A 23109-nucleotide genomic window follows, 5' to 3' on the forward strand; every position below is an offset into this window, starting at 1 on the left:
CATCGACACCCGGCCAGGCTACCGAGACTCCAAATGAGATGACCTCTAAGTGCGTTGTAGACAGGGGAACAGAGGGGCCGTATCCGTAGTGGCCTTCCATCTGAGGCAGCGATGCCTTGCTGCTGCACCTAAAGCCTGTCGGTCCTAACCTGTTCGAGGAAGGCGCTCCACTCATCAGCGCCGAAGGCGAGATGCCCGCATCCACGGTTGATGCTGTCCCGAATGGCCGCCCCCATGGGGAGGTCGGCGACCTCGACACAGTTCTGTCCCGTCCCGCTGCTGTAGCTCGACCTGCGGAAGTGAGGGGGAGCTGTTCAGGCATGATGGTCGGTCTCTTCGACTGGGAAGTGAAGCTCTCTTCCAAGAAGCACACCATGTCGGCGAGTGGCAGGGCGATTTCCTTGGAGGTCGCGAACACCTTCTCGTCGTGCGTCATCTCATCCTCCTCGAGGAAGAAGCCGCTGAGGGGCCGTCAGAGGTCCTCGAAGTAGTCGTCGCGGGGCCGGATGGACCGGGGCGGCCGATTCCGACCACGGTCGGGGGTGGAGAACGCCGCAATCGGCGGGTGGCCGGATCCGGCCCCGTCTCCGCTGCGTGCATTAACACCCTTCTTATCTCTCTGTGGCGCATCATCACGCTTGATTCTGTATGGGGTGTTCGTCAGGATTGGCGGCGCCCCGGCCGGGTGCTGTACGTAGCCGATCGATAACAGAAGCGAGTGAGTTGTCGCTGTGAACGCTCGGAAGATCATCGCTGGCTCGGCGATCGCGGCCCTGGCTGCCCTGCCGCTGCTCAACGGCACCGCCATGGCGATCACCGCCTATCAGGGAGACGACAAGGCCTACACGACCGCTGGCGGTTCCAAGATCTCCGTCTACGACGGTGAGGACGACGGCCGTGTCGTCTACGGCAAGTACTACCGACAGGCGTCGCCGGGAACCGAGCGCGGTCTGTACAACAAGAGCGGATACGGGACGACCGCCACCAGCGGAAGCGGTTCCGACATCCTCAAACTCCGCGTCTGCGAGAGCATCAGCGCATGGCCTGACGCCTGCAGCGACTGGAAGGCCTAACGCTTTCCCTAGCGGTCCCGCGTGCGGTCACGGCCCAAGTGCCGGGTCTCGCGCGGGGCCGCCCCTTCGAGCACATGCCTACCGCTCATCCGTTCGAACATCCTTCCCGGAGACGACCACATGCCGACCGGCGCCGCCGCCCCCGCTCCCTCCCGGACTTCCGATGAGACGCCACCGCTGCAGATGAGCGGAGTCGTCCATACGGTCGTCGGCCGTTCCCTTCTGGACGGGGTGGACCTGGAGGCCCACGGCGGTACCTCGACCGTGGTCACCGGTCCCAGCGGAAGCGGCAAGAGCACCCTGCTCTCCCTGGTTCTGGGTCTGTCGGCGCCCGACGCCGGAAACATCCGCGTCGCCGGGCAAGAGATCACCCGATTGCGCCACAGAAGGCTGGCCGCGCTCCGCAGCCGTGAGATCGGCATGGTGTTCCAGCACGGCGAGCTCCTGCCCGAGCTCACCCCGGTGGACAACGTCGCTCTGGCCGGGCTGCTCGCCGGGCTCGGAGCCCAGGAGGCCGCCGAGCGCGCCCGCACCCTCCTGTCCGAACTGGATGTGGCCACGGCCGCCGAGACCACCGCAGAACTCTCCGGGGGCGAGCACCAACGCACCGCCGTGGCCCGGGCCCTGATCACCGACCCCGCTCTGCTCCTCGCCGACGAGCCCACCGGCGCCCTGGACCCCGACAACCGGGACAAGGTCGCCGACATCCTGTTCGGCCTCCCCGCCCGGCGCGGATGCGCACTGGTGGTGGTCACCCACGACCGCGACCTGGCCGCACGCGGCGACCGCGTTCTCCACCTGCGGGACGGCGGCCTGAGCGAGGTGCAGCGGTGAGCGACGAATCCCCGGGCCTCGACCGCCGCCTCCTGCTCCTCGGGCGGACCCGCGCCGGCGGCGTCCCGCCGGGCGCACGACGGGCCGTTCTGATCGCCGCCACCTGTGCGCTCACGGTCACCCTGGTCGGGCTGGCCGTGGTGCTGGCGACCTTCCAGGGGCGCGACCTGCGCGATGCGGAGCGCCAGCCCATCATCACCGACGCCCCCGGCCAGGCCGTCGCCGAGTGGGCCGAGCGGCCCGACAGCGCCGGCGACTGGCAGCACTCGGTGGTCTACCTCGACCCGATCGACCCCACCGCGCCCCCGCCTCCCGGCCTCGCCGCCTGGCCCGAACCCGGCCAGGTCTACCTTTCGCCGGCACTGGCCGACGCCGAACCCGGAATCGAGGACCGCTACGGCGAATACGCCGGGAGCATCGGCCCCGAAGGGCTGCTCTCACCCGCCGAGCGCCTGGCCTACGTCGGCCTGCCCGATGACGCCGCCGTTCCCGAGGACTGGGCGTACCCGATCAGCGGGTTCGGGCCTCCGGGGTCCTACCCCTTCGGCGAGGACATCGCCTTCACCCCTGCGGCCCAGCAGCTCATGGTCTCCGCCTACCTGGTGTTCGTGCTCCTGCCCGCCGCAGGGCTGTTCGTCGTGGCCGCCCGCTTCGCCGCATCGGGGCGCGACCGCCGGGCCGCCCTGCTCACCGCGCTGGGAGCGAGCAGGCGCCACCACTTCCTCGTCGGCCTGGCCTCCTGCGCGGACGCGATCGTGGTCGGTACCGCCCTCGGCGCCCTGTTCGCCTTTCCCCCGCTTCTGGCCGACCTCGCGGTGCCGGGCATCGACTACACGGTCTACGCGGCCGACGTCCGGCGCATGTGGTGGCTCCTTCCGGCGCTGGTCGCCGTCTCCCTCGCCGCGTCGGCCCTGGGGTACGCCGCACTGCACGCCCGGCGGGCCCGGCGCGGCGCCGCCCGGCCCAGACCGGGGGCGGACCGCGTCGCCACCTGGAAGATCGGCCTGTTCGCCCTGTCGACGGCCGTGGCCTCGAGTGTTGTCCTCGCGCCTCCCGGGAGTGCATGGACGCTGCCGGTCTATGCGGTCGCCTTGGTCGGCGCGCTGGCGCTGGCCCCGTCCGCGCTGGCGGCCATTCTGGCCTGGGCCGGTGCGGCGGTGGCCCGGCAGGGCCTTCGCGCCGGGCGCCCGTCCTGGATCGTGGCCGGCCGCTGGTGCCGGCACCGGCCCGGAGTGCTGGCCCGCCTGGTCGCCCCCGTGGTCATCGGCGTGGTCACGCTGGTCAACATGCACTACTTCTTGGCGTCGGAGACCCTGACCTCCGCGCAGGCGCGCATGGCGAACGAGCGGCTCGGCGACAGCGCCCTGCAGGTCTCGGCGCATGAGCTCACCGGCGAGCGCATCGGCGAGGCCCGGGGAGCCCTCCCCGAACGGGCCCGGCTGATGGCCATCGACACCGCCGACGAGGACCGGGGGCCGACCGTACTGCGCGCACCCTGCCCCGTCCTGGGGTCACTGGAACTGGACTGCCCGGCCGGTCCCGCTCCAGTCGGGACGGGCAGCGGCGACGTCCGCGTCGCCGAACTCCTCAACTGGCAGGTCGGTGGGGAAGCCCAGGTCCAGTCGGCCCCGGTCGCGCGAGCGGAGGGAAGCGTGGAGAAGCTCGCGGTGCTGTCACCGATGGAGGACCCGGTGAACCGTGCAGAGGTCGACGCGGCACTTCGCCCGGTGCTCGGACCTACCATCCAGGTGGACCGGTTGGCCACGCTGGAGATGACCCCGGCCAACGCCCGCCTGTCGGAGTGGGGCGTGCTGCTGGGGAGCTACGGGATGGGGCTTCTCGCGGCCGCCGGGCTGATCAGCGCCGGCGGGCACATCGCCGAGGCGGTACGCGCGACGGCACCGTTGAGCGTGCTCACCGGCCGACGCAGGTGGCACTACGGTGTCGCTCTGGGGTTCCTCACTGCCCCGTTGTCCCTCGCGGCGGTCCTGGCCGCGCTGCTGAGCCTGCCGCTGGGAACGGTCGTCCAGCAGAACCGGCAGGTTCCCGTGGCTCCGCCCGACACCTTGGGGGCGATCACGCTGGGCGCCATCGCCCTTGCAGTGGCCGCCGGACTGGCCGCGGGCACGGCGTCCGCCCGAGCGGCCGCGTCGTGGCGCCCTGGCCGGACCTGAGCCTCCGGGGGCGGCTCGTCCCGCCGCCTGATCAGGACGTCGACTCTGCGCCGGGTGCGCTGTGCCGGTTGTGGCGCAAGAGTGCGATTCCCAGGCCCATCGTCCAGATCGTGGCGAGTGTGGTGAAAGGCAGGAGCAACAGGAACGATGCTCCGGGAAGCTGCAGGAACAGGGCCGATCCGCCGACGAACCAGCCGAGCGTCGCGGCGACGCCCGCCCAGGACAGCACGCGGGAATACCGGCCGCTGCGCAGTATCGCCAGCGCGTAGGCGGAAAGCGCCAAGCCCAGAAGGGCCTGGGAGAGGGTGGAGGTGCCTCCGACGACTCCTTCCACGACTCGGATGTCGGTCAGTGCGTCCGTCCCCCGTTCGCCGGAGATCCACTGCCGGGCGATCATCCCGCTGGTGAACCCGTCAAGGGCGTAGGTGACCGCGAAGACTGCGGCCGCCACGGCGAGTACGGGCTCGGCCATCCGGGCGGCCGTCCGGCCGACCGGATCCCGGAGGGTGCGGCCGATCGCGGGGAAGGCCACCGCCCAGCACAGCGTTCCGACCACGCTCACCAGGGCTGCGGCGAACCACGGGTGCCCGGCGATGTGGTGCAGAACCCCCGTCGGGTCGCCGCGCGGGATCTGTGCTCGCTGCTGTAGGAGGCTGCCGGTCACCGTCAGGACACCACCGGTCAGCGCAAGGACCCCGGCCGATACCGCCTGGAACCGCTGTGCCTGACTGTCGAGCATCCTTTCTGACATTGCCTCGTCAGATGCCTTCCGTTCGTATCGGGTGCGGCATGTACCAGAAAGGATCGTCTCGACGAGGGGTCGCGCGCATCCGGTGACTTCCCGGACCTCAGGGGCCGGGCAACCCGTAAATCCGCCTCAGGGGCGAACGTGCCGTGATGCGGCCGCCCCGCTCCTGAACGTCGATCACACCGATGACCAGCCAGGGAGTGTCCGGGGCCGGGTTCGCCGGGTGGCCGGTGTGGCTGTACCGGTGGGAGTACGAGCCCGATCAGTGGGCCGGCCTCCTGGCCGGATACGGCACCACCGACGTGGACGCGCGCATCCACCCAGCCCCTGAAGCCGAACTGCTGGGCACCTTCACCGCCACCGCGCGGCGTCCGCCATGCGGCCCCGGGGGGGAGAGGCCGACGAGGCGTGGTCGTGGGGGCGGGGCGGGATTGCGCCCCCACCGTCCCTTGCCTTGGGGCGGCGCTGCTTGGCGGGCCCCTGACCCCAAGGCGAGGTCCTGCGCTCTCCTCGATGTCAGGCCACGGTTCTAGCGTGACCACGATCTACCGCTGGAGTATGCGGCAGGGGTACTCTGACCGCGGGATTGAGTTGGAGGAGGCCCCACCGTCTTCGGTGGGGCCTCCTTCTTATGAGCCAGAGGGTCAGGTCTCACCGCGCTTGGTCGCTTCGATGAAGGCTCGCCACTCGGAAGAGCTGAAAAGCAAGGTCCCAATGGCGCGGTGTCTCGTGTCGCGCACGGCGCTCACTCCGACGCCGTCAGCGACTTCAACACAGTCGTTCGTCCTGGAGTACGACGACTTGCGGAACTGTCCAGGCGCTGTGCTTGGTATCGGATTCATCGTTTCTCTCTAAGTGAGCATGTCCTTCAGATATGCCAGGGAGCGCGGAGGGTTCATCGCCGCCACCTGTATGTGAAGGAGGAGTTTTCGGTACCGCTCGACCTCGGGAGACTCTTCCAGATAGAGGCCGTCCGTGTCCGTCTCGATGTAGACGAGGGCGTTCATGCCTTCGTCGAAGTCCAAGAGCACGAACGGACCACCGACCCCTGCGTGGAGTCCGGCGTCGATCCCCAGTACCTGGATCGTGACCGAGTTCGACGTGTCCTCCGCTACGTCGATCAGATGCTGGATCTGTTCCCGCATCATCTCGCCGTCACCGAGGCGGAGGAGGGCGGCTTCGTCGATGACCGCCCAGACCTCTGGGCGGTCCTGGCCGGTGAGGATGGCCTGCCGCTGCTGCCTGGCATCGATCACTCGCTGAATGTCATCTGCGTCGTAGAGCAGCGTGGCCTTGGTGACGGCCTCGATGTAGGACGGCGTCTGCAACAGGCCGGGGATGGTCGCAGGCTGGAAGGTGCTGATCCGTCGCGCGGCGGCCTCGAAGCCGGGGAAGCGTCCGGTGAAGACGTCTTCGTATCGCGTCCACCATCCCGATTCACGCGCAGCTCTGGCCAATCCGAGGATCGCCTCGCGTTCGCGCTCGTCCGTCACGTCGTAGAGGTCGAGCAATGCCCGGACGTCTGTGACGAGCGGTTTCTTGCGGCGTCCGGTCTCGATGTGGCCGAGGCGCGCACGGGACCACTCCAGCCGCTCGGCCGCCTCCTCCACCGTCATTCCCGCGGCCGTGCGCAGGCGTCGCAGTTCGTTCGACAGCTGGCGGCGCTTGATCGTGGGGCTGTCCGGCATCGCGCTCCCCTCCGTACGAGCCGGTCCAGCGTATCCGTGACCTTGGGAATTGGACATTTCACCCTCTACGATGCTGACGTTGCATATTGCCTTCTACGTAAACTCACTTGAAAACGTAGCGGCTACGTTGCATGCTAGGTCACAACTCAATCCCACGCCGGACCTCCCATCCGGCTCGACCCCCTGGGGGACCCGTGTCCTACCTGCGATTTCTTCGTGCCCTGGTGGCTCTGGTGCCGACTCCGCGACCGCGCGGCCGGCACTCGCGCAGCCGCTTCCGCCAGGCCGCTCCGACCGTGCCGTGCGCGGTGACCGCGCCGCCCCTGCGCCGCTCCGACGGCCTCGATGACCTGCGTGCCGAGCTCGCCCCGCTGGTGCGCGAGCTGCTCGCCGTCCGGGCGGAGGCCGCGCGATGACCCGCCGCACCACCACCGGGCCGCCGTGCCCCGCCTACCGCACGGCCGACGCCGACGACCTCATCGACGCCCTGCTGTCCGTCCTCGCGGTCCCCGTGCGCTCCGGGCACTGGCGCGACCGGCAAGCCCTTCTCGCCATCCGCGCCGATGCCGCGCGCGGCATCCTGCGGGCCGCTCCGCACATCTCCCTGGAGGCCGTGGTCGAAGGCCTCCGCCGCCTCCCGGAGGAGTTCCCCGACGACGGAACCGGGTGTGCGGCATGAGCATCAGCTACACCCCGCCCCGCCTGGGCGGCGACCGGTACGCCCGCTTCGTCGAACTGGCCCTGCGCTATGCGCCCTCCTGGGGCGTCGGCTACACCAGCGACGGCTCCGCTCTGCTGTTCACGGCCGAACACGCGGTCCACGGCTTCGGACTCGCCTGCCATGACCTGGAGGTCTTCGGCGTCCTCTTGGGGCGCGCCGACCGGTGCCTGAGCCTCGTGCCGCCTGGAGCGAAGGGCGGCGATGCGCGCGAATTCGAGAAGGCCGCACGCGAGCGCCACGACCTCGCGGCCCTGATGGAACAGCCCTCCGAGAGTCGCGCCGCAGAGGTGGCGGCCCTCAGGAACTCGGCCACGGAATAACCGACTGAACACCGAGCGGAAGTGCACCCGCCGCGCCCGATGCCCCGCCTCCGACGCCGGGCGGCGCGGCGGGCGGGCCACCGCTCCCGGTCGTGTCCGCTGGAGTGGTAGAGCTTTCGGCCGCGTCCTTGTGAACGGTGCGACCGCTGCGGCGTGACCGGCGGCCCCGCCCCGGGTGCGCGCCCCCTCCTCGCCGTTGATCTCGGGGGAGTCGGTGCGGGCGGCGGGCAGTGCTCCCGGGGGCGGCCGGGGCCCGCAGAGTTCCACCACGCCTGCGGACACGACCCCGCTCCCCGTCGACCCGCCGCCGGTCCATGCCTCCGGACCGGCGGCATCCCCGGCCGCCCCGGCACGGAGGGGGAGGGCGGCCACCCCGCCCGGCGAGGGACCGCGATCCCTCGCCGGGCGGGCTCAGGAGCCTAGGATGCGTGCGTGCCCCGTATTGAGCTGACCACCGTCATCCCCGCCCCCTTTGACAAGGTCTTCCGGGCCTGCGCAGATCCCCACCTGCACCCCCACATCATGCGGCGCCACTGCGAACGTGTTGTGAGCACCAGCGCCTGCGGGCTGCTCGACCAAGGCGACACCGTCACCTTCCAGGCCCGCCACTTCGGAATCACTTGGAGGGTGGGCAGTCGCATCACCCGTATGGACGCCCCGCACTTCTTCGTCGGCGAGCAGGTCCGGGGCCCATTCGCCCGCCTGTGCCATGAGCACGCCTTCCACCGGTTGCAGGACCGCTCGTGCCTGATGACCGACCGGGTGGACTTCGCCTCTCCCTTGGGGCCGTTGGGGCGCGTGGCCGACACGCTGGTGCTGAAGGAGTACATGAGGCTGCTCATAGCCGAGCGCAACGCGAACCTTCTGCGCCTGCTGGAGTGCGACGGCGGCTCGCCCCTGTCGGGCCCATAGCTCTGTCTGAGCAAGCCGCACCTGCGCGGACGGCTGGGAACCCGCCGCATTCCAAACAGCAGGGCGTACGGCGGAGTCAGCCCGGCGGCCGCTGGATCAGGCCGTGTTCATAGGCGTGGATCACCACGTGCACGCGGTCGCGCAGGCCCAGCTTGGTCAGGACCGCCCGCACATGGGTCTTCACCGTGTTCTGGCTCAGGAACAGCTCCTCGCCGATCTCGGTGTTGGAACGGCCGGCGGCGATCAGCATGAAGACGTCGACCTCGCGCGGGCTCAGGGCGCCCAGCGGTTCGGCACTGGTCCGGGGCTCGGCGCGGGGTGCCTCGCGGAGCAGGTCGATGACCGTGGCCGCCACCCCCGGGGCCAAGGCGGACGTCCCGGCCGCGACGTCGTGGACGGCCTTCCGTAGCGCGTTCGGCCGCGTGTCCTTCGTCAGGTAGCCGCTCGCTCCGGCCCGCACCGCGGCGGCCACCAGCTCGTCGGCATCGAAGGTCGTCAGGATCAGCACCCGCGTCGTCGGCGACAGGCGCGTGACCTCCTTCGTCGCGCCGACGCCGTCGAGCCCCGGCATGCGGATGTCCATCAGCACCACGTCGACGCCCTGCGAGCGCACCGCCTCGATCGCGGCCCGCCCGTCGCCCACGTCCCCGACGACCTCGATGCCCGGATCGGCCGACAGCACCGTGCGCAGGGCGCGGCGCAGCGGCACCTGGTCGTCCACCAGGAGTACCCGTACCGGTCTCACCGCTGCTCCTTGGTCGGTAGCCGTGCCGTCAGGACCCACCCGCCGTCCTCCTGCTCCGCGGAGAACGTTCCGCCTGCGGCCTCGACCCTTTCCCGGGACCCCGCCAGCCCGGTCCCGGCAGGGCCGTTGTCCAGCGCGCCCCGGCCGCCGTCGTCGCGGACCCGGAGCAGGACCTCCCCCTCCCGCCACTGGAGAAGGACCTCCACGGAGACCGGGGGCCGCAGGTGGCGGAACGCGTTGGTGATCCCCTCCTGCGCCACGCGCACGAGCGCCGCCTCGGCGTCGATCGCCATCGTCCCGCGCGTCCCCTCCTCCTCGAAGGCCACCCGGTGCACCGGCGTGGACGCCGACCGCACCAGATCCGGCAGGGCGGCCAGGGCCGGCGGCGCCTCCGTACGGTCCGGGCGCCCCGCGTCCAGCACGGCCAGCATGGCGCGCAGCGCCCCGAGTGCGTCGCGGCCCGACTCGGCCACGTCCTCCAGCTCCTCGCGCGTGCCGTCGTCGCCGGTCGTCACCGCCGCCGCGTCCACGCGCGCCACCATCACCGTGATCGAGTGCGCGATGACGTCGTGCAGGTCGCGGCGGATCCGCGCGCGTTCGGCCGACCGCGCCGCCTCCAGCCGCTCCCGCTCCGCCCGGGCGGCCCGCTGCCGGCGCCGGGCCGCCGCGACCGCGCCGCCCCACACCCCGGCGACCGCGCACAGTTCGATCGCGCCCTGGGCCGCCGCCGTCCACGCCGCCGCGCCCTCCGGGAGCCGCGCCCAGGCGGTCAGCCCGCTGATGACGACCCCGGCGACGCCCACCAGCAGCGCGGCCAGGCGCAGCCGGAACCCCGCGACGGACGCGATGCGCCACAGCACCACCAGGAAGCAGCCCGCCGACGGCAGAGCGCTGGGCGCCCACCCGGGCATCGGTGTCAGCACGAGCCCCAGCATGGCCGCCGAGGCCGCCGCGAACCCCGCGACGGGGCGGCGCCGGGCCGTGGCGACCGCCGCGTGCAGCGCCACCGCGGCCAGGACCACCGCCGCGACCTGCCACAGCCGGGCGCCCGCGAGGACCATGAGGACCACGGCCGCCACCGACAGCGGCGCCAGGACGCAGTGGGCGGCCAGGGCGAGCCGGGGCCACCGGTCGCCGCCGCGGTCGCCGTGTGTCGCAAAGCCGTCCATGACCACCCTGTGCCGCACCGTTCCGCCGGGCCGCGCGCGAGACGGGCGGCCGGATCACGCCGGGGCCAATGCAACCACGACCGCCGCGCTCCCCGCGCCGGTGAGCCGGGGCGGCGGCGCGATTTCACCCCGCGGGGTGAGGTGGGCCGACGGGCTCCGGAACTAGCTTTGCCGCCGTGAACATCCGACGCATGCTCCCTGCATTCCCCACCCGGTCCTCCGCGGCCGCCCGACTCGTCCTCACGCTCGCCGTGCTGGTCGCGACCGCGGTGCCCGGTGCGCCGCCGGCCCGCGCGGACACGGGCGCCGAGGGGCTGGTCGACGCCTACCGGTCGGCCTACGACACCCCCGGCATGGCCGTGGCGGTGATCGACGGCTCCACGGACGGGACCACCCTCCGCGGCCGCGACGGCGACGGCGAGGCCGTCACCGAGGACACCCGCTTCCGGGTCGCGTCGATGAGCAAGCCGATCACCGCGGCGGCGGTCATGCTGCTGGTTGAGCGGGGGGACTTCGCCCTGGACGACCCGGTCGTCGGCGTCCTGCCCGAGTTCACCATGGCCGACCCGCGCTTCCGCGAGATCACGGTCCGACAGCTCCTCAGCCACACCTCGGGGCTGTCGATCACCACCAACAACGAGTACGCGTTCCCGCCCCCGCGCAGCGCCGCCGAGGTCGTCGCCGAGCTGTCCGACAAGGAGCTGGCCGCCGACCCGGGGGAGCGGTGGGAGTACCACAACACCAACTACTCGGTCGCGGCGCGGATCGTCGAGGAGGTCTCGGGCGAGCCGTTCAACGCCTTCCTCGCCTCGGAGCTGTTCGCCCCGCTGGGGATGGACGACACCACCGCCACCCTGGGCTGCTCGGACCCGGCGGAGGGGCTGGCCTCCGGGTACGAGGTCGTGCTCGGCGCCGCCGTCGCCGTCCCGGAGATGCCCGGCCGCTGCGTGGGCAACGGCGGCGTCGTCTCGACCCTGGACGACATGGTGCGGTGGGTGCGCTTCAACCAGGGCGCGCTCGACACCGGCCTGCTGAGCGAGGCCTCCCTGGAGGAGATGCACACCGCCCAGCCGGGGGCCGAGGAGTACGGCCTGGGCTGGGAGGTCCGCCCCGACCCGGCGGGCGGGGACGCGCCGCTGGTCGCCCACGGGGGCACCCTGGCGACCTGGACCGGTGACATGGCGTTCTCGCCCGGCACCGGCACCGCCGTGGTCGTCCTGACCAACGGTGTGGGGGCACCGAGTCTGCTGACGAACAACCTCCTGGCGGAGCGGGCCGGTGCTGAGACGACCCCCATGAGCAACCCGCTGACCATCGTCAACGCGGTCCTGCTGGGGCTCACCCTGGCGGCGGGCGCGCTCCTGAGCACGGCGGTGGTCCGCGCGCGGCGCTGGGCGCTCCGCCGCCGCGGGGCCCGCCGCCCGAGGGCCGTGCTCCGACTCATCCCGCTGGGACTCGTGACCGCCCTCGGCCTCTTCCTCCCGACACTGATCGGGGCACAGGGCGGGTCGTTCAGCTTCCAGTACTGGATCGTGGTCGTCTGGCTGATGCCGCTGCTGGTGCTGTTCTCCGCGGTGTGCCTCGTCCTGGGCGCCGCCGCACTCACCCGCCGCATCTGGTGCTACCGGCGGCTGCGCTGAAGAGGGCGGTGATCCGGCCGGCGGGAGGATGACGTGGGGCGGGCCCCGGCGCGGAAGCCGACGGCGGCGGGCCCGCCGCTGACGGGCATCGGGAACCATGGGGAACCTCGTCGGCCACCTGCTGGAGGATCGGGTCTCGTGGTTCGCTTCAGGGAAGACCGGTGGGACCTCGGACTCCGCGGGCTGCGGGTCGGGGGCGTCGAAGAGCGGGGCGACGACGGCCGTGTCGTCGTCGCCGTTCCGCCTTTCGTGCTGGAGCCGGCAGAGGAGTGCCTGTTCTCCAAGGGGACGCCGCGCGCCCCCGGGGCCGCGCCGCTTGCCTCGGGTGACGCCCTGGACGTCCTCCAGACGCTCGTCGGCACCGAGGTGCTGGTCTCCATCGCCTTCCCGTCCGGGCACCTGCGCCTGGTGTTCGGCGACGGGCGCCACATCGCGGCCCCGGGGCGCCACGACCCGGTCAGTGGGCCCGCCGACTGGTCCCTCGGCTTCCTCGGCTCTCCGGCCGGCGTCCTCATCCGCTCCGTCCGCGGGCAGGTCGAGGTGTCCACCGGGCCGGCCGACGCGGGTTAGGGCTCCAGCCAGCCGTTGGGCTCGCAGCCGTTCAGGCGGAGGGTCTGCTGCATCATCACCGGGGCCCGTTCGCCCGTCCCGGGGCAGCCGACGTGGCCGTGGCCCAGGGCGTGGCCGACCTCGTGGTTGATCACGTAGACCCGGTAGGTCTCCAGGTCGCCGTCGAAGTGCTCGACCGCGGACACCCAGCGGTTCTGGTTGATGATCGCGCGGCCGCCGGCCTTGCAGGAGGTGTATCCGTTGGTCTGCAGCGGTGCGCACATGGCGTCGACCGTGTCCGGGGAGGCCAGGGCGACGCGGAAGTCGACCGCTCCGTCCTCCACGCGCTCGAAGGAGTGGCCCTGGGAGCGCCAGCCCCGCTCGTCGGCGAGGATCGCGTCCACGGCGGCGGCGAAGTCCTCCCCCTCCCCGGGCAGCCCCTCCTCCACCTCCACGGTGTAGCGGACCACCGGGCCGTCGCCGACGCGCTCGGTGTCGCCGCCGACCACGGACAGGTCGCCGTCGGCGGAGACGACCTCGTCCTCCACCGAGCGCATGATCGGGGAGGCGTCCTCCCCGGGCCCGCCGTCGTCCCCGTCACCGTCCTCGCCGCCGTCCCCGTCGTCACCGGCCGAGGCCTCCGGCGAGGGCGACCCCGAGGGGGCGCCGGCCGCCGGGGAGGCCGTGGACGACGCGGCCGGAACCGCGGCCCCGTCCGCGCCCGGGTCGGGGACCCAGGGCAGGCGGTCGGCCACGAGAATGGCGCAGCCGAGGACGATCACGGCCAGCCCGACCAGTACCTCAAGCGGGTAGCGGCGGCGCCGGCGGCCGCCGGACTGCGGAGCTCGCTCGGGCACGCGCGGACCTTCCTGGAATGGGGTGGGAGCGAGCTTCCAGCATCCCAGAAATCCGCGGACGCGCGAACGCGCCCGCTCCCCGCCTGGTCATCCGCAGTCCGGGAATTGGCGGAAGATTACGCGCCCCCGCCGCCCACGTGCTGGACGACCTCGAACCCCCACAGCTCGCTGCCGGTGGCGGCGGGCCCGCCGTGGCCGTGTCCATGCCCGTGGCCATGGCCGTGACCCTGCCCCTGCTCCGCCGCGGCGTCCTTGGCGGCCTCGGCATGGCCGCTCTTGAAGGCGCTGCTCTCCAGCCACTGCTGGAACGACTCCTCGTCCTTCCACCGCGTGTACACCAGGTACCGGTCGGTGCCCTCCACAGGGCGCAGCAGCATGAACTCCTCGAAACCGGGCTGGCCCTCGACCAGCCCCGCGCGCTTGGAGAAGCGCTCCTCCAGCGTCGCGCCCCCGCCCTCGGGGACGGTGAGCACGTTGAACTTGACCACGCTCATGGCGGTGTCCTTCCTCGACGGCGACATCGGCAACCTCGACCGCAACGGGTCCGGGACAAGTCTCCACCACCTCCGGCGCCTGACCGCGGCAACACCCACTCTTTACGAAGCGCGGGGGCGCGCCTGGGGGCCATGCGGGGCGGTGCCGGGGAGGATGCGGGCAATGGCGCCCGGCCACGACCGCACCCACCTGGAGGAGCCGTATGCGGGACATCGCCCGGACCGTCGAGGGCCTGGCCGAAGGGTTGCGCTCGGACCTGGTGGACCTGGCCCGCATCCCTTCGATCGCGTTCCCCGGCCACCCCGAGGCGCCCGTGCTGCGCGCCCGCGACCGTGTGGCCGAACTGCTGCGCTCGGCGGGGATGGAGTCCGTCGGCTCCTTGGAGCTGCCCGGCTCCTACCCGGTGGTGACCGGCTCCCTGCCGGCGCCCGAGGGCGCTCCGACGGTGCTGCTGTACGCCCACTACGACGTCCAGCCGCCCGGGGACGAGTCCGCGTGGGAAAGCCCGCCGTTCGAGCCGACCGAGTTCGACGCCGGACCGCTGGGTCCGGCCGTCCGCGCGCGCGGGATCGCCGACGACAAGTCCAACATCCTGGTGCACATCGGCGCCCTCAGAGTGTTCGGCGGGCGCCCGCCCGTGGGGGTGAAGGTCGTCATCGAGGGCCAGGAGGAGTACGGCGGCCCGCTGGACGAGTACCCGCCCAGCGACCCGGAGCTGTTCGGGTCCGACGCCATGGTCATCGCCGACATGGGCAACGTGCGCCCCGGCGTTCCCACCTTCACCGTCGCGTTGCGCGGCGACGCCGAGGTCGTCGTGGAGGTGCGCACCCTGGACGGCCCCCGGCACAGCGGGGAGTTCGGCGGTGCCGCGCCCGACGCCCTCATCGCGCTGCTGCACGCGCTGTCCACACTGCACGACGCCGACGGGAACGTGGCCGTCCCCGGGCTGCTGAGCGAGGAGTGGGACGGCGCCACCCTGGACGAGGAGGAGTTCCGCCGCATGGCCGGGGTGCGGTCCGAGGCGCCGCTGATCGGGACCGGCAGCCTGGGGCGGCGCCTGTGGACGGGTCCCGCCATCACCGTGATGGGGCTGGACGCCCCGGCCGTCGACACGGCCGCGGCGGCGGTCGTCCCCTACGCGCGCGCCAAGATCAACCTCCGCGTGCACCCGGGACAGGACGCCGCCGAGGCGCAGCGCGCGCTGGTGCGCCACCTAGAGGGACTGAGGCCGTTCGGGATCCCGCTCCAGGTGACCGCCGGGGACGCCGGGTCGGGGTTCGCCGCGCAGACAGGCGGCCCCGCCTATAGCGCGGCCACCGATGCGATGCGCGTGGCCTGGGGCGCCGAACCGGTGCACATGGCCAGCGGCGGGGCCATCCCGCTGGTGTCGGGGCTGGCCAAGGCGGTCCCAGGGGCGGAGATCCTGCTGTTCGGGGCGCAGGACTCCGAGTCCAACCTCCACGCCCCCAATGAGCGGGTCCTGCTGGAGGAGCTCAAGCGCGCGGTGGTGGCCGAGGCGGTGTTCTTCCAGGAGTACGCCCGCCGCCACCGCGAGCGGGAGGACGCACGGTGAGCGGCCCGCAGACCCGCCCGGCCCCCGACCCGGAACCCCGTTCGGAGGCCCGAACCTGGCACTTCCCCAGCGCGCTCACCGTGCTGGCGGCCGTCACCGTCGCCGTGTGGCTCGCGGCCTTCCTCATCCCGCCGGGGGAGTACCGCAGGGACGGCGACGGCGCCCCGATCGCGGGGACCTACGAGCGCGTCGACGGCGGCCGCACCGTCGGCGAGCGGCTCATGGACCTGTTCCTCGCCCCGGTCAACGGGCTCTACGGCATCCGCGACCCCGACACCGGCACGGTCGCCCCGGACAACGCCGGCGAGCTGTTCGGCAGCGCCGCGGTGTTCCTGTTCGTGCTGGCCATCGGCGCGTTCGTGACCACGGTGTTCGCCACCGGGGCGCTGGACCGGGCGATCGCCCGCCTGGCGCACCGGCTCCGCGGCCGCGGCCTGCTGCTGGTGGCGGCGGTGATGGCGGTCTTCTCCGTGCTGGGCTCCATCGAGGGCTTCGCCGAGGAGACCCTGGGGTTCTACGGGCTGATCGTGCCCATGGTCCTGGCGCTGGGGTACGACCGGATGACGGCGGCCGGCGCGGTGATCCTGGGCGCCGGGGTGGGGGTGCTGACCTCCACCGTCAACCCCTTCGCCACCGGGGTGGCCTCCTCGGCGGCGGGGGTGTCGCTGGGGGACGGGCTGCCGCTGCGGCTGCTGATGTGGGCCGTGCTGACCGCCGTGACCATCGGCTACGTGCTGCGCTACGCCGCGCGGGTCAAGGCGCGGCCCGAGCGCTCCCTGGTCGGGTTCCTGCCCGGGGACGCCGAGGCGGCCGAGCGTGCGGGGCGCCAGGCCGAGCCCGAGCCGCTGACCCGTACGCAGGCCGTGGTCGTGGCGTTCATGGCGCTGGTGTTCGCGTTCATGGTGTTCGCCGTGGTGCCCTGGGCGGGCGTGCTCACCGGGGAGGCGGACGCCGCGCCCTACGCCTGGCAGCTCGACTGGTCCTTCGGGCAGCTCTCGGCGCTGTTCCTGGTCGCCGCGATCGCGGTGGGGCTGATGGACCGGATGGGGGAGAAGCGGCTCACCGACACCCTGGTGCAGGGCGCGGCCGACTTCATCGGTCCGGCGCTGGTGATCGTGGCCGCCCGCGGCGTCACCGCCATCATGAACAACGCCCGCATCACCGACACCGTGCTGCACTCCATGGAGGCGGCAGTGTCCGGCACCTCGTCGGGGTTCTTCGCGGTGCTGGTGTTCCTGGTCAACCTGCCGCTGGCGTTCCTGATCCCCTCCACCTCGGGCCACTCCACGCTGGCGATGCCGGTCCTGGCCCCGCTCGCGCACTTCGCCGGGGTCCCGGCCGACATCGTGGTCACCGCCTGGCAGGCCGCCTCGGGGTGGATGAACCTGTGGGTGCCCACCACGGCCGTGGTGATGGGCGGACTGGTCCTGGCGAAGGTGGGCTACGGCGCCTACCTGCGCTTCGTGGCGCCGCTGCTGGCGGTGCTGCTCGTGCTGGTCTGCGTGTTCGTGGGAACGGCCGCCGCCCTGGCCTGAACGGCCGGAAGGGGACGGGGCGGTTCCGCGCGCGCAGGGGCCCGAACCCGCGTTGATCTCGGGAAAGACGGCCTGAAGAGTGCCGTCATAAGGCCGACTTCCCCGAGATCAACGCGGGGAGGGGGCTAGAGCCGCGCGTGGCGGGCGCGCAGGTCCTCCAGGCCGGCGGAGGTCAGGCTGCCGTGGAAGCGCGCGCGCGAGTAGCCGCCGTCGGGGAAGACGTCGATGCGCGCGTGCGTGGCCGCGGGCGCCCCCGTCAGCAGGAACCGGTGCGGGGAGTCGGGCTGCAGGCGGGTGCGCGGCAGCACCGTGGTCCACACCGCGGGGTCGGACAGGTCGCCCTTGTCGGCGTCGGCGAAGGAGACCTCCACCCAGCCGGCGGCGTTGCCCTTCAGGTAGGCGGTGTCGATCTCGATCGCGCGGACGTCGGCCTGGCCGGCCAGGCGGTAGAGCACCCAGTCGTTGCTCTCCCGGACGCGGCGGCGGCGGTTCTCCCAGCCGTCGTCCATCTTGCGCGAGCGGCCGGGCAGGATGGTGTTCTCCGGCGGGGAGTAGAAGCGGTCCGAGGCGTCCTCGACGGCGCCGCCGTTCTCCAGCGCCGCCAGGTCGAAGGTGCCCAGCGCCGCCAGCCACTCGGGGTCGGCGGCGACCTCGCCGTGCACCCGCAGGCGGGCGATGCCGCCGTCGGGGTACTGCTTGAGGCGCAGGTGGGTCCAGCGGCGCCCGTCGTCCACCGCGAAGCCGTTGGCGGCGTGGCCGCGCAGCTGGGAGCGGGGCACGATCTCGGTCCACTCGGCCTGGAGCAGCTCCTCGGGCGAGGGGGTGCCGGGCACGCAGGCGGCCTCCACCGAGGCCTGCTGCGGGTAGTTGCCGCGGAAGTGGGCGGTGTCCACGACCACGCCGCGCACGACGCCGGGCAGGCCCAGGCGGATCAGCGCCCAGTCGTGCGCGCCGTCCTCGGGGAAGGGGGCCTCGGCGGTGTTGCGCCGGCGGCGGGTCTCCCAGCCGTCCATGACCTTGCCCTTGTGGCCGAACGCCTCGGGGTCGAAGACCGCCGGCTCGGGCTTGAGCAGGTTCTCGCGCTGGGCGAAGAACTCGTCGTTGGCGGCGACGACCGAACCGCCCAGGCGGCGGTCGGCCAGGTCGACCAGGGAGGTGAAGGCGTGCTCGGTGGCCCGGTAGTCGGCGTAGGGGTCGCCGCCGGAGTAGGGCCGGGCGTCGAAGGCGTGCGGATCGGCGGGGGTCTCGGCCACGGTGCTCCTCACGAGGTCCGGAAGGACCTCTGTCGGGGATGTGAAGTTCATGCCACTAAAGGCGATTCCGTCCCCTAGTGTGCGCGCGGCCGACCTTTCGTGTCCATCGACGATTACTGTGCAGACTGTTCAGGATCACTGAACAATGCGCCCGGGGCGGGCGGGCCGTCGGCGTGCTCGGCGGCCGCGCGCTGCAGCGCCCGCAGCACCCGGGCCAGCCGCGGCCGCCCGCCCGCCCCCGAGCGGACCGCCGCCACCACGTGCCGCAGCGGCCGGTCGGCGCGCAGCTCGCGCACGGCCACCCCGGGCCGGGCGCCCGGCGCCGCCAGCCGCGGCACCAGCGCCACCCCCATCCCGGCCTCCACCATCGCCAGCACCGCGTTCCAGTCCGCGGCCGCGTGCGCCTGGTCGGGGGTGAACCCGGCGGCCGCGCAGGCGTGCTCGGTGATCTGCCGCCAGGGTCCGGAGTCGCCGAAGATCCACGGCTCCTCGGCCAGGTCGGCCAGGCGCAGCCCCGGGGCGCCGGACAGCCGGTGCTGGGCCGGCAGCGCCGCCCGCAGCGGGTCGGCCATCAGCACCGTGCGCTCGAACGTGGCGTCCCGCGGCGAAGGGGCGTCGGCCGCCAGCGACAGCGCCAGGTCCACCTCGCCGGCGGCCAGCAGCTCGTACACCTCGGCGGCCTCGGCCTCGCGCACCCGCACCGCCAGGTCGGGCCAGCGCCGCCGCAGGTCGGCCGCCGCGGGCACGACCAGCGCCGGGATGGCGGTGGCGAAGGCGCCCACCGCCACCCGCCCGGCCTCGCCCCGGGCGAACGACTCCAGCTCGGCCTCGGCCCGCTCCAGCTGGGCGAAGACGGCGTCGCCGTGGCGCAGCAGCACGTGCGCGGCATCCGTCAGGCGCACCCGCCGCCCGTGCGCCTCCAGCAGCGGCACCCCGGCCTCCCGGGACAGCCCGGCCAGCTGCTGGGAGACCGCCGAGGGCGTCATGTTCAGCGCCTCGGCGGTGGCCCGGACGGTGCGGTGCTCGCCGAGCGCGCGCAGCACCCGGAGCTTGCGCAGATCCCAGTCGGTCATACCGCAAAGGGTAAGCAGTACTGAACGGTCGTGCGCGCACCGTTCACGCCCGCGTCGCGCGGCGCGGGCCGTGCGCCCTCAGGCCTCGGTACCCTCGGACGGGTCGTGGTCTCCCCAATGAAGGCTAGGTAGGGCAGCCGTGCGCATCGCGAGATTCTCTTCCGGAGACGACGTCGGTTTCGGCCTGGTCGACACCGACGCCGATAGCGGGCAGGACTTCGTGTCCCGGATGAGCGGGCACCCCCTGCTCGGCAACATCCAGCTCACCGGCGAGCGCGCCAAGCTGGAGGACGTGCGCCTGCTGTCCCCGGTCCTGCCCAGCAAGGTGGTGTGCATCGGCAAGAACTACGCCGAGCACGTCGAGGAGATGAAGGACGTCACCGGGGAGCCCACCGACGAGCCGGTGGTCTTCCTCAAGCCCTCCACGGCGGTGACCGGTCCCAACGACCCGGTGTTCTACCCCAAGGCGTCCTCGCAGGTGGACTACGAGGGCGAGCTGGCCGTGGTCATCGGCCGCATGGGGCGTGAGGTGCCGGCCGAGCGCGTCAAGGAGATGGTCTTCGGGTTCACCGTCGCCAACGACGTGACCGCCCGCGACCTCCAGCGCACCGACAAGCAGTGGACCCGGGCCAAGGGGTTCGACTCCTTCTGCCCGATCGGGCCGTGGATCGAGACCGGGCTGACCCTGGAGGACGCCGCGGACCTGCGCGTCACCACCACCGTGGACGGCGAGGTCCGCCAGGACGCCCGCACCTCGGCGCTCATCCACCCCATCCCCGAGCTGATCTCCTACATCAGCACCTTCATGACGCTGCTGCCGGGGGACGTCGTGCTCACCGGCACCCCGGCCGGGGTCGGCCCGGTCGAGCCGGGGCAGCGGGTCAGCGTGGCGGTGGAGAAGGTCGGGGAGCTGAACAACCCGATCGTCACCCGGGACTGACCGCGTCCGGGGCCTGTTCGGCCTCCCGCGGCACCGCCGCGGGAGGCCCGCCCTTGGGGAAGCCGAACAGGTAGGTGAGCACGAACCCGGCGACGTAGCCGACCAGCAGCCCGCCGCCGTAGACCGCCACCGCCGGCCCGATCCCGGCGCTGCCCTGCACCAGCGGGAACAGCGCCCAGCCCGAGGGGCCGATCGCGGTGGAACCGGTGGTCGCCCACAGCTGGCCCATCAGGCCCACGAACGCGCCGCCGACGGCGCCGCCCGCGCAGGCGGTGACGAAGGGGCGGCCCAGCGGCAGCGTCACCCCGTAGATCAGCGGCTCGCCCACGCCCAGCAGGCCCGCCGGCAGGGCCGAGCGCACCGTGGAGCGGATGCCCTCGTCGTGGCGCATCCGGCGGTAGACCGCCAGCGCCGCGCCCACCTGCCCGGCCCCGGCCATGGACAGGACGGGCAGCAGGGTGGTGTAGCCCTCCAGGTCGATCAGCGTGGTGTGGATCGGGATGAGCGCCTGGTGCAGCCCGAGCATCACCAGCGGCAGGAACAGCCCGCCCAGCACCAGCCCGGCGGCGGCGCCCGCCTGCCCGAGCAGCCAGTTCGCCCCGGCGCCGATCGCCTCGGACAGCGCCCCGGCCGCCAGCATCAGCCCGAAGACGGTGGCCAGGCCCGCCACCAGCACCGCGATGGTGGGGGTCAGCAGCACGTCCAGGGTGCCGGGCATGTGGCGGCGCACCCGGCGCTCGACCACCGCGCACAGCACCGCCGCCCCCAGGGCGCCCAGCACCCCGCCCTGGCCCGGCGACAGGGCGGTGCCGAAGGCCTGCACGTCGGCGACCCCGGCGAAGGGGATGATGGCGGCGACCGCGCCGCCGAGGACGGGCGTGCCGCCGAACTCCTTGGCGGCGTTGATCCCCACGAACACGGTGATCAGGGACATGAACCCGGAGCTGATCGCGGTGAGCGCGGGGACGGCGCCCTCCAGCCAGCCGAGGTTGCGCAGCAGGCCGGTGACCCCGGCGATGATGCCGCAGGCGATCAGGGCCGGGATGAGCGGCACGAAGATGTTCGCGATGCGGCGCAGGAAGAGCTTGAAGGGGGTGGCGTTGCGGCGCTTGTTCGCCGCCCGGATGGCGGCCCCGCGCTCGGCCAGCACCTCGGCGGTGTCCCCGTCCCCAGGCGCGTCGGCGGGCGCGGCGGGGGCGTCGGCGCGCTCGCGCTCCACCAGCCGCTCGAACGCCTCGGCGACCTCGGTCACCGCCTTGGGGCCCAGCACGATCTGGTAGGTGTCGTCCTCCACGACGCCCATGACGGCGGGCAGGTCCCTGATCGCCTGGTCCCGCACCAGCGAGCGGTCGGCCAGGCCGAGCCGCAGGCGGCTGATGCAGTTCGCGATCGAGGTGACGTTGGCCTGCCCGCCGACGAGGGGGAGCAGGGCACGGGCGGTGGCCTCGGGTCCCGAGGCGGCGTCCCGGTCGGACACGGGGGACTCCTTTCGGCGGGGGAGGGGCGCGCGGAGCGGGCGCTAGGCGGTGAGCGCGGCGGCGATGGCCTCGCGCAGCCGGCCGCCGCTGTCGCCGAGCAGGCGGGCGGCGGTGGCGGCGTCGACGTCGGCGGCCAGCACGAGGATGGCCTCCTTGACCGAGCCGTCGCAGGCGGTCAGGGCGGCCTCGGCGTCGTCGGGGGAGGCGCCGGTGGCGGCCTCGACGATGCCCAGCGACCGGGCGCGCAGCTTCTCGTTGGTGGCGCGCAGGTCCACCATCAGGTTCCCGTAGGTCTTGCCCAGGCGGATCATCGTGACGGTGGAGACCATGTTGAGCACGAGCTTCTGGGCGGTGCCCGCCTTCAGACGGGTGGAGCCGGCGATGAGCTCGGGGCCGACGACCACCTCCACCGGGTGCTCGGCGGCGGCGCCCAGGGGGGAGCCGGGGTTGCAGGAGACGCCGAGCGTCAGCGCGCCGGCCCGCCGTGCGGAGCGCACCGCCTCCACGGCGTAGGGGGTGCGGCCGGAGGCCGAGACCCCGACGACCGTGTCGAGCGGGCCGATGCCGAGCGCGGTGACGTCGGCGGCGGCCGCGCCGGGGTCGTCCTCGGCCCCCTCCACGGCGTCGCTCACGGCGCGCGGGCCGCCGGCGATGAGGCCGACGACCTGGCCGGGGGAGGTGCCGAAGGTGGGCGGGCACTCGGAGGCGTCGAGCACCCCGAGCCGCCCGGCGGTCCCCGCCCCGGCGTAGACGAGCCGCCCGCCGCGCCGCATGCGCTCGGCGACGGCGTCCACGGCCGCGGCGATGGCGGGCACGGCCTCGGCGACGGCGGCGGGCACCGTGGCGTCCTCGGCGTTCATGGTGCGCAGGATGTCGGCGGTGGACCTGCGGTCGATGTCGGCCAGGTCGTCCCTGCGCGCCTCGGTCGCCAGCCGGGCGAGCTCGTCCCGCAGCCCCCGCCCGTCGATCCCGTCCCGCCCGGTATCGGTCCCGGTGCCGGCCATGCGCCCGCCTCTCCTCGTGAAGGTTTCCTTCCTCGGCTTCTTGTTCCTAGAAGGTAATTTTCCCTCCCACGCCACAGAAACGCACCGGCGGGGTGATTCACGTCACATTGCCGGAATTATCCCGCTCTGTGCCCGCCTGAACACCCCGCGCCCGACCAGCGCGTTCGGGGGCCGGAGTGCTTCCGGTGGCGAGTGTGACCCACGCCATTCAGGAGGTTTGTGGTGGTATGTCCTCTCTTAGAGCTTGTTCAGGCATTTAAAGACCGGCTAAGTTCCCTGCGCTCCCGCGCATCCCCCACCCCCGGAGACCGACGTGACCCCCGGCGCC

23 protein-coding genes and 1 pseudogene are annotated in these 23109 nt (G+C 72.9%); 12 read left to right on the plus strand and 12 right to left on the minus strand.

Annotation, left to right across the window (positions count from 1 at the left end; all coding sequences use genetic code 11):
• Positions 1-128: 128 nt before the first annotated feature.
• Positions 129-290, minus strand: a pseudogene (locus C892_RS30505) (DUF397 domain-containing protein); the annotation flags it as partial.
• A 441-nt stretch (positions 291-731) separates the two neighbouring features.
• On the opposite strand from C892_RS30505, the gene C892_RS0110510 reads away from it, so the two are divergent.
• The 3 genes from C892_RS0110510 (at position 732) to C892_RS0110520 (ending at position 4081) form a co-directional block, all read left to right on the plus strand.
• On the plus strand, positions 732-1073 hold the full coding sequence (locus C892_RS0110510; protein WP_017557145.1) for a hypothetical protein: 342 nt from the start codon (positions 732-734) through the stop codon (positions 1071-1073).
• Positions 1074-1256: 183 nt separating this feature from the next.
• Complete coding sequence (locus tag C892_RS0110515; protein ID WP_017557146.1) at positions 1257-1907, plus strand: ABC transporter ATP-binding protein; 651 nt, start codon at positions 1257-1259, stop codon at positions 1905-1907.
• The gene (locus tag C892_RS0110520; RefSeq protein ID WP_017557147.1) at positions 1904-4081 is read left to right on the plus strand and encodes an ABC transporter permease family protein; all 2178 of its coding nucleotides are present in this window, start codon (positions 1904-1906) and stop codon (positions 4079-4081) included. Before C892_RS0110515 ends, C892_RS0110520 begins: the two co-directional genes overlap by 4 nt.
• Before the next feature lie 31 nt (positions 4082-4112).
• Here the strand turns inward: C892_RS0110520 and C892_RS0110525 are convergent, their stop codons facing one another.
• The 3 genes from C892_RS0110525 to C892_RS0110530 all read right to left on the minus strand — a co-directional run bounded on the left by C892_RS0110525 (position 4113) and on the right by C892_RS0110530 (position 6517).
• Positions 4113-4820, minus strand: a complete 708-nt coding sequence (locus C892_RS0110525; protein ID WP_017557148.1) for a DUF4386 family protein — start codon at positions 4818-4820, stop codon at positions 4113-4115.
• A 653-nt stretch (positions 4821-5473) separates the two neighbouring features.
• Positions 5474-5671, minus strand: a complete 198-nt coding sequence (locus C892_RS30515; protein WP_083934355.1) for a DUF397 domain-containing protein — start codon at positions 5669-5671, stop codon at positions 5474-5476.
• A gap of 9 nt (positions 5672-5680) precedes the next feature.
• Positions 5681-6517, minus strand: coding sequence for a helix-turn-helix domain-containing protein (locus C892_RS0110530; RefSeq protein WP_017557149.1), 837 nt, complete (start codon positions 6515-6517; stop codon positions 5681-5683).
• A gap of 233 nt (positions 6518-6750) precedes the next feature.
• Here C892_RS0110530 and C892_RS31760 point away from each other — a divergent pair, with 233 nt between their 5' ends.
• The 4 genes from C892_RS31760 (at position 6751) to C892_RS0110550 (ending at position 8470) form a co-directional block, all read left to right on the plus strand.
• The gene (locus C892_RS31760; RefSeq protein WP_152513373.1) at positions 6751-6933 is read left to right on the plus strand and encodes a hypothetical protein; all 183 of its coding nucleotides are present in this window, start codon (positions 6751-6753) and stop codon (positions 6931-6933) included.
• On the plus strand, positions 6930-7196 hold the full coding sequence (locus C892_RS0110540) for a hypothetical protein (protein ID WP_017557150.1): 267 nt from the start codon (positions 6930-6932) through the stop codon (positions 7194-7196). Before C892_RS31760 ends, C892_RS0110540 begins: the two co-directional genes overlap by 4 nt.
• A complete protein-coding gene (locus C892_RS0110545) occupies positions 7193-7558 on the plus strand; it encodes a hypothetical protein (RefSeq protein WP_017537168.1) in 366 nt (121 codons plus the stop codon). The genes C892_RS0110540 and C892_RS0110545 overlap by 4 nt, the downstream gene beginning before the upstream one ends.
• A gap of 432 nt (positions 7559-7990) precedes the next feature.
• Positions 7991-8470, plus strand: coding sequence for an SRPBCC family protein (locus tag C892_RS0110550; RefSeq protein ID WP_017557151.1), 480 nt, complete (start codon positions 7991-7993; stop codon positions 8468-8470).
• 76 nt (positions 8471-8546) lie between these two features.
• Here C892_RS0110550 and C892_RS0110555 read toward each other — a convergent pair whose 3' ends face one another.
• Both C892_RS0110555 and C892_RS0110560 read right to left on the minus strand, forming a co-directional pair.
• Positions 8547-9215: a response regulator gene (locus C892_RS0110555; RefSeq protein WP_338040839.1), complete on the minus strand. Its 669-nt coding sequence runs from the start codon at positions 9213-9215 to the stop codon at positions 8547-8549.
• Positions 9212-10384 (minus strand): sensor histidine kinase, encoded by a 1173-nt coding sequence (locus C892_RS0110560; RefSeq protein WP_026124285.1) that lies wholly within the window; start codon positions 10382-10384, stop codon positions 9212-9214. The genes C892_RS0110555 and C892_RS0110560 overlap by 4 nt, the downstream gene beginning before the upstream one ends.
• Before the next feature lie 176 nt (positions 10385-10560).
• Between C892_RS0110560 and C892_RS0110565 the strand changes: the two genes are divergently transcribed.
• Both C892_RS0110565 and C892_RS0110570 read left to right on the plus strand, forming a co-directional pair.
• Positions 10561-12024, plus strand: coding sequence for a serine hydrolase domain-containing protein (locus C892_RS0110565; RefSeq protein ID WP_239647340.1), 1464 nt, complete (start codon positions 10561-10563; stop codon positions 12022-12024).
• A gap of 138 nt (positions 12025-12162) precedes the next feature.
• Positions 12163-12594, plus strand: a complete 432-nt coding sequence (locus C892_RS0110570; RefSeq protein ID WP_017557155.1) for a hypothetical protein — start codon at positions 12163-12165, stop codon at positions 12592-12594.
• Here the strand turns inward: C892_RS0110570 and C892_RS0110575 are convergent.
• The gene (locus C892_RS0110575) at positions 12591-13430 is read right to left on the minus strand and encodes a DUF3152 domain-containing protein (protein ID WP_017557156.1); all 840 of its coding nucleotides are present in this window, start codon (positions 13428-13430) and stop codon (positions 12591-12593) included. The two genes, C892_RS0110570 and C892_RS0110575, sit on opposite strands and share 4 nt — an antisense overlap.
• Before the next feature lie 116 nt (positions 13431-13546).
• Entirely contained in the window at positions 13547-13924 is a 378-nt protein-coding gene (locus C892_RS0110580) for an antibiotic biosynthesis monooxygenase family protein (RefSeq protein ID WP_017557157.1), read from the minus strand.
• Positions 13925-14127: 203 nt separating this feature from the next.
• Here C892_RS0110580 and C892_RS0110585 point away from each other — a divergent pair, with 203 nt between their 5' ends.
• Together C892_RS0110585 and C892_RS0110590 are read left to right on the plus strand one after the other, a co-directional pair.
• Complete coding sequence (locus C892_RS0110585; RefSeq protein ID WP_017557158.1) at positions 14128-15498, plus strand: M20/M25/M40 family metallo-hydrolase; 1371 nt, start codon at positions 14128-14130, stop codon at positions 15496-15498.
• Positions 15495-17033 (plus strand): YfcC family protein, encoded by a 1539-nt coding sequence (locus tag C892_RS0110590; protein WP_017557159.1) that lies wholly within the window; start codon positions 15495-15497, stop codon positions 17031-17033. Before C892_RS0110585 ends, C892_RS0110590 begins: the two co-directional genes overlap by 4 nt.
• 125 nt (positions 17034-17158) lie before the next feature.
• Here C892_RS0110590 and alc read toward each other — a convergent pair whose 3' ends face one another.
• Positions 17159-18337, minus strand: a complete 1179-nt coding sequence (gene alc / locus C892_RS0110595; protein WP_017557160.1) for an allantoicase — start codon at positions 18335-18337, stop codon at positions 17159-17161.
• 62 nt (positions 18338-18399) lie between these two features.
• Positions 18400-19359: a LysR family transcriptional regulator gene (locus tag C892_RS0110600; RefSeq protein WP_017557161.1), complete on the minus strand. Its 960-nt coding sequence runs from the start codon at positions 19357-19359 to the stop codon at positions 18400-18402.
• Positions 19360-19498: 139 nt separating this feature from the next.
• Between C892_RS0110600 and C892_RS0110605 the strand changes: the two genes are divergently transcribed.
• A complete protein-coding gene (locus tag C892_RS0110605) occupies positions 19499-20299 on the plus strand; it encodes a fumarylacetoacetate hydrolase family protein (protein WP_017557162.1) in 801 nt (266 codons plus the stop codon).
• Here C892_RS0110605 and C892_RS0110610 read toward each other — a convergent pair.
• Both C892_RS0110610 and murQ read right to left on the minus strand, forming a co-directional pair.
• On the minus strand, positions 20286-21776 hold the full coding sequence (locus tag C892_RS0110610) for a PTS transporter subunit EIIC (protein ID WP_017557163.1): 1491 nt from the start codon (positions 21774-21776) through the stop codon (positions 20286-20288). The genes C892_RS0110605 and C892_RS0110610 overlap by 14 nt on opposite strands.
• Positions 21777-21818: 42 nt before the next feature.
• A complete protein-coding gene (gene murQ, locus C892_RS0110615; RefSeq protein ID WP_017557164.1) occupies positions 21819-22781 on the minus strand; it encodes an N-acetylmuramic acid 6-phosphate etherase in 963 nt (320 codons plus the stop codon).
• Between the last annotated feature and the right edge of the window lie 328 nt (positions 22782-23109).

The organism is Nocardiopsis baichengensis YIM 90130 (assembly GCF_000341205.1).
Lineage (GTDB): Bacteria > Actinomycetota > Actinomycetes > Streptosporangiales > Streptosporangiaceae > Nocardiopsis_A > Nocardiopsis_A halophila.